We start from the raw sequence: 13406 nt of genomic DNA on the forward strand, positions 1-13406 counted from the left end.
CCACTAAAAATTATTTGTCTGCGTCTTTTAGTGATAACTTCACGCGACCTTGCTTATCAACTTCGGTTAGCTTAACGCGAATCTCTTGACCTTCTTTCAGGTAATCTTCAACGTTTTCTACACGCTCATCTGCAATCTGAGAAACATGAACCAGACCTTCACGACCCGGCATATAGGCAACAAAGGCACCGAAATCAACGATTTTCTTAACGACAGCATCATAGGTTTTACCAATTTCTGGCTCAACGGTAATCTCAGCGATACGTGCTTTCGCGGCATTTGCAGATTCATCATCTTTCGCTGCGATCTTAACGTTACCTTCGTCATCAATCTCGATGATACAACCGGTTTCTTCCGTAATCGCACGGATGGTCGCGCCACCTTTACCGATGATTTCACGTACTTTCTCAGGCTTAACTTTCACCATAAAGAAACGGGGTGCCGTTTCGGCAACCCCGGTGTTAGAAGAGCTAATCGCAAGTGCCATAGATTCTAAGATAGTCAAGCGACCTGCCTTAGCTTGCTCTAATGCGATGTGCATGATCTCTTCAGTAATACCGGTGATTTTGATATCCATCTGCAAAGCGGTAACGCCTTGCTCAGTACCCGCGACTTTAAAGTCCATATCACCTAGGTAATCTTCGTCGCCTAGGATGTCAGACAATACCGCAAAACCAGCGTCTTCTTTAATCAGACCCATGGCAATACCCGCAATCGGTGCGGCAATTGGCACGCCTGCGTGCATCAATGACATGGAAGTACCACACACCGATGCCATTGAACTTGAACCATTCGATTCCGTAATTTCAGAAACCACACGAATGGTGTATGGGAACTCTTCAACCGTTGGCAATAAAGCGGCCACACCACGACGTGCCAACATACCATGACCAATCTCACGACGACCCGGCATCCCAACACGACCACACTCACCAACTGAAAACGGAGGGAAGTTATAGTGCAACATAAAGCGATCGTGATAAGAGCCAGCTAGATCGTCAACAATCTTAGCGTCTCTTTCAGTCCCTAAAGTCGTGACAACCAAGGCTTGTGTTTCACCACGAGTGAACAGCGCAGAACCATGAACCTGAGGCAATACACCCACACGACAAGTGACCTGACGAACGGTTTGAGTATCACGACCATCAATACGTGGTTCACCTGCAATCACACGGCCACGGACGATCTCTTTTTGAAGTTTACCGAAGGCATTATGAATATCCTTCGCTTCAAAACCGGTCTCGTTGCTTTCAGAATCCGTCAACTCAGCCATCGCTTTGGCTTTCGCGGCATCTAATGCCGTATTACGATCCATCTTGTCAGCCGTGCTATAGGCGATTTCGACGTCAGGACGTACCAAAGCATACACAGCAGCCTCCAAATCAGCATTGGTCGCTTGCGCTTGCCAATCCCACATTGGTTTACCGACTTCCGCAGCAAATTCAGCAATCGCGCTAATCGCAACTTGCATTTGTGCATGACCAAACATGACCGCACCTAACATGATCTCTTCAGACAGCTCTGCCGCTTCAGACTCAACCATTAGAACGGCGTCTGCTGTTCCGGCAACACTTAATTCCAAATCAGAGGTCTGTAGACTTTCTGGCGATGGATTTAATAGATACTCATCATTACGATAACCGACAATTGCAGCACCTAGAGGGCCTGCGAAAGGCACACCGGAGACGGCCAATGCAGCAGACGTTCCCAACATGGCAGCGACTTCAGTTCCCACTTCAGGATCTAAAGCAAGCACTTGTGCAATGACCTGTACTTCGTTTTTGAATCCCTTAGGGAATAAAGGACGAATGGGACGGTCAATCAAACGCGATGTAAGCGTTTCTTTATCGGAAGGACGTGCTTCACGCTTTAAGAAACCACCCGGGATTTTTCCAGCCGAATAAGCTTTTTCTTGATAGTTTACAGTCAGAGGGAAAAACTCTTGGCCTTCTTTAGCCGTTTTGACCGCAACAACAGTCACTAAAATTCGGGTATTTCCCATACCGATCATAACTGCGCCGTCTGCTTGACGAGCGATTTCACCTGTTTCTAGTGTGACTTCATGGTTTCCGTACTGGAATGACTTGGTAATCTTAGCCATGTTTGTTCCTTTAATTTTTTATCGGTTTCGTTTGTTCAATACGCTATTTACAACAGATTGACTGAAACCTGAATCCCTAAATTAATCAGATAAAGTCACCACTGGTTTTGACCAGGCCTGGTTAACTTAGGGATTCAGGTTCAAATGGTTTGCAGACAATCCTAAAACAGAGAGGCCTTAACGTGTGTAAAGGTCTCTTATAAAGAGCGGTTAATTCATTCCTGAATTTAACCCCACCATTCTACCCTTTATTGCCAACTCTTCTAGGTCATTTGAGCCCTTTTTCATGAATTTTGAGCACAAAAAAACCCTCTTTCGAGGGCTTTTTTTAATCCAACCGTTTGATTACTTACGTAAACCAAGACGCTTAAGGATTTCTAAATAACGCTGTCCGTCTTTTCTATGGATATAATCCAAAAGCTTACGACGACGACTAACCAAACGTAATAGACCTGTACGAGAATGGTTATCATGCTTGTGAACTTTAAAATGCTCAGTTAAGTCCTTGATACGTGCCGTCAAAAGTGCAATCTGAACTTCTGGGGAACCTGTATCGCCTTCTTTAGTCTTAAATTCGGCTACTATTTTTGCTTTATCTTCTGCGGTAAACATACTACTTTCTCCATATCGGTTTTAAATAAAGTTCGCTTCCACAACCGATGATAGGAGCGAACCCGCGTATTATACTGATTTTAAACAGAAACACCAACGTCTTTCATCAAAAAGCAATGAAAGACGTTTAGTTAGAACACTAAAATTGATTTTCAGGTCAGATTGCCCCAGAAATCGAGTCAGTTCAAGGCGGGAACAAGGCGCTTACAAGCGTAAGCAACGACTTCCCAACGAAGAAATGGCCGATTTAAGGGGTAAACTGAACTAGAAAATCAGCGCTTGCCGTAACCGTGTACGTAGTGCCCTAGCGCGGATATATCATTGCCCATATGGCGTACAAGGTGATCCAAACTCACGATCGCATTTTCAAGGATATTCACCGCAATATACGGCTCTTCTACTTTCAGACGGTCATACATCGGACGTGTTAGCACTAAAAACTGCACACCTTTTTTACTGGCGCTCATTCTTAAGTTACGTGGTTTACGGTCAAAAAATGACATTTCACCAATGAGGTTACCAACCGTTTGCTTGCCTACGGTGTTATCAGGCTCATCTGCTACTGTAAATTCAACCTTTCCCTTTATGATAAAACCAAGCAATTCACCAATATCTCCGGCATCAAAAATAATTTCACCACCTTCATGGGATTTCTCTTGTAGGTAAGCCATTAATTTGCCGACTTCTTGTAAAGTAAGCGATTCACATATTGAGTTTGTTTGAAAAAAGTTAAACAACTCTTTATCTGACATTGAAATCATTTCATCTCCTTGAAACAAAACCTGCATTAGATACTCTTCACTCTGCAGGTTTTTGGGCTATAAAGGACGCCATTGGGCGCCCATCTTCTAATGTATCTATTCTATCAATAATAATTCGATAAGCTGCAAAAACTTCACTCAACTCGCCCTCTTGCAAGATAAAATTAGGGTTTTTAGGCGAACCAAATGCTTCGGCTCCACAACTAAAGGTTTGGTAGACAATATATCCACCGGGTGAAATGGCGGCGTCAATTTGACTGAATAGATCCCGATTCAAATATCGAACCACGGTCACCAAATCAAACGTACCTTCTGGAAAACAATCGGATTTCTTTAAATCACAGCATTTGAACTTAATGGAAGCACCCGACTTTGTGGCAAGCTGCTTTGCGCGTTTCAAGACACGAGCTTCTTGGTCTATAGCGGTCACCTGCCAACCATGGGACGCCAAAAATACTGAATCACGCCCACCGCCACAGCCTAAATCTAAGGTTCTCGGGCGCGGTTTCAGCGCTTTCGGATCAAAATCGAGTTGTTCCATAAACTCTTTAACCAACGGACTTGGAGACCATAAGTTTTTGGACTCTTTTCCTGAAACGACCAGGCCTGGTAACTGTTTTGCCCAACTTATCATCGCCTGCGAACTTTCAATCACGAGAGAACCGTTAACCTCATAACCTTTGGCATCCAAAAAGAGACTCGCGGCTTCAATTTCCTGTTTATCACCGACCAAAAACAACTTGGCAGGCGTGGCTGGCAACTCATTTAAGCACTCAGGCAAGGCCTGCCAAGTTAACCAAGTGGAATCCTGAAGATGTCCTGATTGGTACTCTTCGGCGGTGCGTAAATCTAAAATACCATCCGCTTGCTGAAAACGCATTAAGATGTTTCCTCAATAGCAGCCAACTTAGTCGCATCGATTTCGTCGTTTAAAATTTGGAGTGCATCGAGCTTCTGCTGCTCTTTCGCCAGATGTAAATTGAAGATCCGCTTAGCTTTCAGCATCTGTTTTTTATCAGACCATTCTCCGACTGCAAAACACTCATCTTTATCATACAGGCGCACGAGTTCACCTTCTGGTTTAGGATGATCCAGCATTTGACCATGCTGGATCAAATCCACTTCTTGAGGAGTCAAGTCGATCCGCTGTAGATGGGTTAAGGCAATGTCAATCGGATGAATACAGGCCAACTGTTGGACTTCAATCTCTTCAAAGGTCAACATGTCATCGTCTTTTAAGTCACCGGTTTGAGTACGATGTAAGGCAATCAAATGCCCTACCGTGCCCATCGCTAAGGCCATATCTTCGCCTAAGGTTCTGACATAAGTCCCTTTAGTGCATAACACATCAAACACGATTTCATTTGCGCTAAAAGAGACAAGATTCAACTCTTTAATGGTAATCGAGCGGGCTGGACGTTCAATTTCAATGCCTTGACGGGCATAGAAATATAACGGCTTACCTTGATGTTTTAAGGCGGAATACATAGGCGGAATTTGTTCAATTGCCCCTTTGAATTGTTCAAAAACGGACTCGATAAACTCAGTCGTTAAGGATGGAACGGCAAGCTCCTTAATGATTTCGCCTTCTGTATCACCGGTATCACTTTGCTGCCCAAGTTTGAGTGTCGCGGTATAACGCTTATCTGACTCTAACAACAGCCCTGAAACTTTAGTCGCCTCCCCCAAACAGATTGGCAACAACCCTGTTGCAAAAGGGTCTAAAGCCCCTGTATGACCGCCTTTTTTGGCTCTAAAAACACGCATCACGCGTTGCAGAATGCCATTAGACGAAACACCAACGGGTTTATTGAGTAACACAATTCCGTCTATGTGTTTTTTAGGTGGGTGTTTGAACTGAGCCATTTACGAATTTAGTGCCTTTTTAATGAGCGCTTCCATATGCTGTGCATGTTCTGGAACACTGTCATAAAAGAATCGTACGTCTGGCACGATACGTAAACGCAAGCGCTTACCTAACTCACTTCTAAAGAACCCTTTGGCTTTTTCTAAAGCTTCTAACGTCTCTTTCACTTCAGGGTCCGCTTCATTAAAACCAATTAAAGCAAAATGGATACGCACAATACTGAGATCTTTGCTGATTTTGCAATCGGTAATATTGACTCTTTGAAAGCGAGGATCTTTCACTTCACGCACTAATAACTGCGATAAAGTTCGTCTGATTTCTTGAGCGACCCTTGTCGGACGACTCACTGCTTGATTACTCATTTTTAATTCTCTTTTAAATACAAAATGCCCCAAATGGGGCATTTTAGATGCCAGCCTAATAAAAGCGACCAGGTCTGGTCGTTTTTATTAGGCTGATAATGAAGATGTTTAAGCTAAAGTACGCTTAACTTCAACACGTTCGTAACACTCAATCTGATCACCGACTTTAACGTCGTTGTAATCTTTAACACCGATACCACATTCCATACCTTTGTTAACTTCTTGAGCATCATCTTTAAAGCGACGTAGTGATTCTAAATGACCTTCATAGATAACTACATTGTCACGCAGTACACGAATTGGGCTGTTACGCTTAACGGTACCTTCTGTCACCATGCTACCTGCAATTAGGCCAATTTTCGGAGCCTTAAAGACTTCGCGAACATCAGCAACACCCAAAATATTCTCATGAATTTCAGGCGCTAACTTACCTTCAACAACACGCTTAACGTCATCGACGATTTCATAAATAATGCTGTAGTATTTTAAGCCAATCCCTTCACTATCAATGATTCGCTTAGAAGCCACATCCGCACGCACGTTAAAACCAAAGATAAGAGCATCGGAAGCAATCGCCAAGTTCGCATCGGTTTCAGTGATACCACCCACACCTGATGAGATGACACTTACTTTGATTTCTTCATTTGACAACTTAATAAGTGCATCGGTAATCGCTTGAATAGAACCTTGTACATCCGCTTTAAGAATGATGTTAACGTGCTGCATCTCTCCTTCAGCCATTCTGTTGAACATGTTTTCCAGCTTAGATTTCTGCTGACGAGCAATTTTCAACTCTTTGAATTTTCCTTGACGGAAGGTGGCCGCTTCACGCGCCTTACGATCACTTTCAACGGTAATCATTTCGTCACCAGCGACGGGTACTCCAGAGAGTCCCAACAGTTCAACCGGAATAGAAGGCCCTGCTTCCAATACGGTTTGACCAGCATCGTTGATTAAAGCACGAACACGTCCGTATTCCATTCCACAAAGTACGATATCACCCTTTTTCAAGGTTCCTGATTGAACAAGAACCGTTGCTACGGTTCCACGCCCCTTATCAAGACGAGATTCAACAACGACACCTTTAGCAGGACCTTCAATCGCGGCTTCAAGTTCAAGCATTTCTGACTGGAGCGCAATCGCATCTAACAGATCATCAATACCCAGTCCGGTTTTGGCCGAAACTGGCACAAACTGTACATCACCACCCCATGCGTCAGGAACGACTTCTTCTGCCACTAACTCTTGCATGACGCGATCCATATTGGCCGCTTCTTTATCCATCTTGTTGACGGCAATCACCATACCTACACCAGAGGCTTTAGCATGTTGAATCGCTTCACGTGTTTGCGGCATCACACCATCATCCGCTGCAACCACAATAACAACCACATCAGTGATTTTAGCACCACGAGCACGCATTGCTGTAAAGGCCGCGTGACCCGGAGTATCGATAAAGGTAACACCCCCCTTATCCGTGTCTACATGATAAGCACCGATATGCTGGGTAATCCCACCGGCTTCACCGTTGGCAACTTTTGCTTTACGGATATAATCCAGCAAAGAGGTCTTACCATGATCTACGTGACCCATAATGGTCACCACCGGAGAACGGGTTACCGTTGCACCGTGATACTCTTGGTTTACAACTTCATCTTCAACCGTCACTTCGTTAAAAGCGAATGCTTTATGACCCATCTCTTCTACAATCAACATCGCTGTTTCTTGATCTAAGATTTGGTTAATGGTCGCCATAGTACCCAATTCCATCATCATAAATTTAATGACTTCACCGGTTTTAATGGACATTTTTTCAGCCAATGCAGACAAAGAGATACTTTCTGGAACTTGAACTTCCTTAATAATCACTTCTGTAGGCTGCTGGAAACCATGTTCGTTATCCATCTGCAATGGCGCACGAGATGCTTTACGGCCGCCTTTACGGCCACCACGTTGTGGACGACGGTTACCTGCGCCACCAGGTGCTCCACCACCACCACGATGATTGTTAGCAGCTGCTTTTTTAACAGGCGCTTTAGGACCATCTACACCATCATTCACTTTACGAGTTTCATGATGCTTTTGATCTTTGGCTTTTTTAGCGGCCTTAGAGTGATCTTCTTTTGCCGCCATAGGCGCTTCCGAAACAACCACAGGTCTTGAAGGCATTCTAACCGGATTTGGCTTGGCTTCGGTCTTAGGTGCAGGTGCTTCAGCTTCAGTTTGAGTTTTTTCAACCTGAGTCTCTGTTACCTTAGTCTCAACAGTAGGCGTCTCGACAGGTGCTTCAATGTTCGTTTCAGTAACCGCTTCAACAGGCGCGATGACGTCTTCAACAACAGGCTCTTCTACCGCATCGTCTTTTTTAACGTAAGTACGTTTTTTACGAACTTCAACTTTAACATTACGTTTGTCACGTCCTGAACCAGCAGAAAGGTTCATCGTTTGAGTACGGCGTAATGTCACCTTTTTAGGTGCGTCACCCTCTTCACCATGCAAACCTTTTAGATAACCTAAAAGTTTAACTTTTTCATCATCATTGATTGAATCGCCGGCTTTTTTGCCTTTAATTCCTGAAGCTTCGATCTGTGTTAATAACTTATCTACAGAAAGGTCGAGTTTTTCCGAAAATTCTTTTATTGATACATCTTTCATTGAGTCTCTCCCTTTTATTCTTCGAACCATGGAGCACGTGCTTTCAGAATTAATTCTCCAGCGGTTGCTTCATCTAGTTCTAGGAACTCAAGCACTTCATCAGTGCCTAATTCTGCTAAATCTTCTTGTGTAATGATTCCGTTACTGGCTAATTGCTTAGCCATCTCTTCGGTCATGCCTTCTAAACTAAGAAGGTCTTCTGCAGGTTCTGCTAATGCGATTCTTTCTTCATCAGCAATCGCCTTAGTCAACAGTGCATCTTTTGCACGCTGTTTCAGTTCAGCAACAATATCTTCATCAAAACCATCAATTTGTAGCATTTCGTTCGCAGGAACGTAAGCTATTTCTTCAAGCGTTGCAAATCCTTCGCCGACCAACACATCAGCCATTTCTTCATCAATATCTAAGGCATTAACAAAAATTTCGATCTGATCTTTAGATTCAACATCATGCTTCTCATTCATCGCTGATTGAGTCATTACGTTCAATTCCCAGCCCGTCAATTCACTGGCTAAACGGATATTTTGACCGTTTTTACCAATGGCTTGAGAAAGCTGTTCGTCATCGACTGACAGGTCCATGGTGTGCTTGTCTTCATCGACCATAATCGATAAAACTTCAGCAGGGGCCATTGCGTTAATCACATACTGCGCATCATTAGGATCCCAAAGGATAATATCAATACGCTCACCAGCGATTTCATTGGTCACTGATTGAACGCGTGAACCACGCATACCAACACAAGCACCAATCGGATCTAAACGCGGATCATTTGCACGAACAGCGACCTTAGCGCGGAACCCAACATCACGAGCGGCTCCCATGACATCAATCAGATCGTCGCCAATCTCAGGCACCTCAATTTTGAACAACTCTGTCAGCATCTCTTTACAAGCGCGAGACATAATCAACTGTGGACCACGAGGACGGAAACTCACTTCTTGTAAGTATGCGCGAACGCGATCACCCATACGGAAGTTTTCACGTGCAATCAATTGATTACGCGGAATCACGGCATCAACGTTATCTCCTAAGTCTAAAATAACATCGCCACGTTCAACGCGCTTAACCTGACCCGTGATAATTTCACCAATACGTTTAGAGTAGATTTCTACAACCTTCTTACGTTCAGCTTCACGAACTTTTTGAATAATAACTTGCTTGGCGGTTTGCGCACCAATACGGCCAAATTCAATGGAGTCGATTGGCTCTTCGATAAAATCACCAATGTCGGCATTGGGATCTTCATCAATGGCATCCATTTCACGAATGTACCACCCCACATTATCCTCAATTGCGGTGGCATCATCAATCACTTCCCAGCGACGGAATGTTGCGTAGTCACCGGTAATGCGGTTAATTTCAACGCGAACATCAATCTCATCGTCATTACTTCTGCGTGTTGCGGTTGCTAAAGCGGTTTCGATTGCGTCAAAAATAATTTCTTTATCAACGCCTTTTTCATTCGCCATGATTTCTACGACGGCTAAAACTTCTTTACTCATCTGTCAACGTCCTAATATTTCTATAAACTGATTTTTATAAACTGTTGCAAATCGAATTTGAATGAACAAATTCGATTAAAATTCTGCGACCACACTGGCCTTATCGATGATGTCATAGGTGATTTCATATAATTCACCATCTATTTCAATGCCAATCATCGTGTCGTTTGCTAACACTAAAGGCCCTTTAAATTTTCTACGGCCCAAAACACCCACTGCGGTTCTAACCTGAATAGGTTTATTCAGATAAAGCTTAAACTGCTCTGGCTTAAATAATAAGCGATCCATTCCTGGAGAAGAGACCTCTAGCATATACGCGCTACTGATTGGGTCTTCAACATCCATAATGGCACTGATCTGACGACTCACTGCCGCACAATCATCTACGGTAATACCCATATCTGACTTTTCGACAAAGACTCTTAAAATCGAATGGCGACCGGCTGGCAGGTACTCAAAGCCCCACAATTCAAAGCCCATTGACTCAATCGTAGGCTTTAATAAGTTTTCTAATTTTTCTTCTAAATTCAAAAGATTACTTCCACTGCATTTCCAGATAACATTCCCTGGATTCAAATAACAAAAAACCCCGTAAAGACGGGGTTTTTTTAAAATTTGAGCCGGGGGTTCATTCGTTCAAACCCCCGCTCAATAATTTTTTTAAAAAAGCTGCGGTAATTATATCTAAAACGAACGTTTTGTCAAGGTATGCACCTTAATTTATTCTAGTAATCAACACCTCTCTAAAGGCTATCTTGTTGTAATTTAACAAAAACCAAAGCCGTCATCAGAGCATCACTAAACGCATCATGCTGTCCCAAGTTCGGCAATTTCAGTGTATGCAAAATCTGATCAAACGTTAAATCAATATTCGGTTGCTGAAACCCAGGCTGGCCTGAACGTTTTGTTAGGCGAACGATATGATCATAATAAAGTGCTGACACTTCAATTTGTCGATTCGGCAATTTTACTCCCAGCCAAGGCTTAATAATCTGATTCACCATCGCAACATCAAATTCTAAGTAATAGCCCACCAAAGTGGATCCCTTTATAAAGGCTAAAAATTCTTTCAGTGCCTGCTTTTCTGTCAGGAGCCTTACTGAACTTGATTCTTTTTCGACGATATCTACATTACGGATATGATGTACAACGATACTGTCGGGAGCGATTAAGTCATCTTGCTTAATCAACACATTCAAACTTTGACTGGTTAAAATTTGATTTTTTTGGATTTTAATGGCGCTCAATGAGATTATTCTGTCTTTTTTGGGATCTAATCCCGTTGTCTCACAGTCAAAGCTGACATAAGAACCAGGTACGCTTTTAGTGAAGATGAAATCAAATGCTGGCTTTTTTAATTTTTGCTTTTGACGTGTTAGCAAACAACGTTTCAACCAAGCCAACATCTATAGCATCTCGTGTAATTTAAAATGCTTAGTCACTCGCCTCTTAAATGCTTCAACCACATTTAGAGATTGCTTGAGTAAATCTTGTTGTAGGTGTGATAAGCCACTGACATCAATGTAATTGTTTGGCACAACTCTCACATCGCCAGTCACTTCGCTAAAATTGACTACTCCCGAATCGAGCTGATTGATTTGCTTAAGCATCGACTCCAAACGTAACGTATTTAAAAAATTCAATGTTTCGCCTAACTCTATGCCAAAGCTTTCTTCAAACAGACCTAAATCGATTAAGGCTTTTATTCGCCAATGCGTATTGGTGGGTTCGATCTTGTACTCTAATGCATAACAGCGAACACCATGAACGATCGGAAAAATACCGCCCTTTTTAAGGTCTATAGACTCCAGACCCGAGTTATTCTCTGTACGTAAGCCACCAAAAAAACTCACGGGCGTTTCAAACTGAATCACAGCCTTGGCGAAATGCCTTAAAAAAATGGGATTGTCTGCCATACGCTGTTGTAGTGTGCGTTTAACAGCAAACAACCACTCCGAGTGACCGTAAACGACCTCGGCATCACATAAAATCGCAATATACATAAAGTTTTCACGCGTTGGATGGTCAAACCAGTGTCGAACTTTTTCTGAGAACTGACTCACTGATTGTCGCCACATAGCATTAGAAAGCATAATTTTTCCTGGACACGTCGGAAAACCAATTTCAATCATTGCCTGAGTAAAACTGTCAGAAAATATCATTAACTGTTCTTGCGCTTTTTTGGACAACTCATTAGAAAACATCAGAGCATTATCCTGATCCGTCCTCACGACCTGCTCTGCCCGACCTTCGCTACCCATCACCATCAAACACACTTCTGATTGCAACGCTTCTGGCAAGAGTAATTCCACCAGTTTGTGAATCATTTTACGGTGTAACTCATTGACTAATTTGGCAATATAATGCGTTTTAATGCCTTTACGATTTAAATTCTCGACTAATTGATCGATCTGCTGGGCGACGATGTGTAGATCGTCAACAGATTGAGCCTGCTCTACCTTAAGTAAAGCCAGGCCCGATTGATTCGCAAACAGACTCATTAAATCTTTGAGATTCAAAAAACCGACCAGATCTGTATCACTTCTTACAATTAGGCGATCCACTTGAAAACGGGTCATTTTTAGCAACGCATTAAACAGATAGTCAAACTCATGCACCGTTAATAATGGACCATTGGCTACGCCCGAACTCGCTAAATCCTGTAGCAACAAGCCTGTTTGCTCATCGGCAATCAGCTTAAGGATATCGGTTGAGGTGATAATTCCATAGCCCACTTCGTCTGCTTGACCACCGCGACTCTGATTACCCATAGAGATAGCCCCATGAGGAGCGACCACACAAGCATCGGTTTTGTGTTCAACCATCTTTTGAATAGCGGACTGCAATGTTTCAGAATCAGATACAATAACCAAAGGCTGAATCGGTGCAGAACAAACGGTATCCATCATGACTTCAGTGGAAGTCGTTGTTTGGACTGCATGATGCATGGCATTCAATTTATCAACGATATTGGCATTAAAATACTCTTGAAAAGCCTCATTTTCCTGAAACAGTTCTAAGAAAACTGCGCCAGGCATCCGATACAGAATCGCTTCTTCTAATACTCTAAAGACAGAATCTGCATGCGCCATGCCTTTTGGTTTTAATCGAGCAGCGGCACTTTGCATTTGAATAACATTACGCTCACCAAAATAACCTCGGATGCTATATCGTCCTACTACCAACCCTTGGGATTCTTCTGCAATAACACCCTTTATAACAAAATAAAGGAACGTTGGAGTTTTGTATTCAGCCTGCTGATTGTCTGCTGATACACTTGCTAATAAAGGCACTGATACGCCTGTCGGCAAATAAATAACATCCATACTTAATGCGGCTTGCCTGAGAGCAGAAACATCAATCAAACCAAAAGGGGGTATTTGTTGTAGAAATTCTGCTTGTTGCTCAAGTGCCATAGACCCTACTCATTGCTTGAAAATGAATTACTTATTTATTTTACACATAAAAAAAGGGACGGTTACAAAGTAACCGTCCCTTTTTATTTGAATCGCTTTGAAAGCAATCCAGGCTTAAGAATGAACA

At 42.9% G+C, this 13406-nt stretch carries 11 protein-coding genes; all 11 read right to left on the bottom strand.

The features are described 5' to 3' along the window. Window positions 1–10 precede the first annotated feature (10 nt). The 11 genes from pnp to F612_RS0104670 all read right to left on the bottom strand — a co-directional run bounded on the left by pnp (window position 11) and on the right by F612_RS0104670 (window position 13279). Window positions 11–2101: a polyribonucleotide nucleotidyltransferase gene (gene pnp, locus F612_RS0104620; protein ID WP_019556582.1), complete on the bottom strand. Its 2091-nt coding sequence runs from the start codon at window positions 2099–2101 to the stop codon at window positions 11–13. Between the two features lie 345 nt (window positions 2102–2446). Beyond that, entirely contained in the window at window positions 2447–2713 is a 267-nt protein-coding gene (gene rpsO, locus F612_RS0104625) for a 30S ribosomal protein S15 (RefSeq protein WP_019556583.1), read from the bottom strand. 272 nt (window positions 2714–2985) lie between these two features. Beyond that, entirely contained in the window at window positions 2986–3474 is a 489-nt protein-coding gene (locus tag F612_RS0104630) for a Crp/Fnr family transcriptional regulator (RefSeq protein WP_051080309.1), read from the bottom strand. Between the two features lie 37 nt (window positions 3475–3511). Continuing rightward, window positions 3512–4354 carry a methyltransferase domain-containing protein gene (locus tag F612_RS12910; protein ID WP_019556585.1) on the bottom strand — a complete coding sequence of 281 codons (843 nt, stop codon included), beginning with the start codon at window positions 4352–4354 and terminating at the stop codon, window positions 3512–3514. Next, window positions 4354–5340 (bottom strand): tRNA pseudouridine(55) synthase TruB, encoded by a 987-nt coding sequence (gene truB / locus F612_RS0104640; RefSeq protein WP_019556586.1) that lies wholly within the window; start codon window positions 5338–5340, stop codon window positions 4354–4356. The genes F612_RS12910 and truB overlap by 1 nt, the downstream gene beginning before the upstream one ends. Then, window positions 5341–5703, bottom strand: a complete 363-nt coding sequence (gene rbfA, locus F612_RS0104645; protein ID WP_019556587.1) for a 30S ribosome-binding factor RbfA — start codon at window positions 5701–5703, stop codon at window positions 5341–5343. 108 nt (window positions 5704–5811) lie between these two features. Further along, window positions 5812–8358, bottom strand: coding sequence for a translation initiation factor IF-2 (gene infB / locus F612_RS0104650; protein ID WP_019556588.1), 2547 nt, complete (start codon window positions 8356–8358; stop codon window positions 5812–5814). A 14-nt stretch (window positions 8359–8372) separates the two neighbouring features. Beyond that, on the bottom strand, window positions 8373–9863 hold the full coding sequence (gene nusA / locus F612_RS0104655) for a transcription termination factor NusA (RefSeq protein WP_019556589.1): 1491 nt from the start codon (window positions 9861–9863) through the stop codon (window positions 8373–8375). Between the two features lie 75 nt (window positions 9864–9938). Further along, the gene (gene rimP / locus F612_RS0104660) at window positions 9939–10394 is read right to left on the bottom strand and encodes a ribosome maturation factor RimP (protein ID WP_019556590.1); all 456 of its coding nucleotides are present in this window, start codon (window positions 10392–10394) and stop codon (window positions 9939–9941) included. 212 nt (window positions 10395–10606) lie between these two features. Continuing rightward, entirely contained in the window at window positions 10607–11269 is a 663-nt protein-coding gene (locus F612_RS0104665; RefSeq protein WP_019556591.1) for a 3'-5' exonuclease, read from the bottom strand. Continuing rightward, on the bottom strand, window positions 11270–13279 hold the full coding sequence (locus tag F612_RS0104670; protein WP_019556592.1) for a DUF294 nucleotidyltransferase-like domain-containing protein: 2010 nt from the start codon (window positions 13277–13279) through the stop codon (window positions 11270–11272). Window positions 13280–13406 lie beyond the last annotated feature (127 nt).

This window comes from Thiomicrorhabdus arctica DSM 13458 (assembly GCF_000381085.1).
Taxonomy (GTDB): Bacteria; Pseudomonadota; Gammaproteobacteria; order Thiomicrospirales; family Thiomicrospiraceae; genus Thiomicrorhabdus; species Thiomicrorhabdus arctica.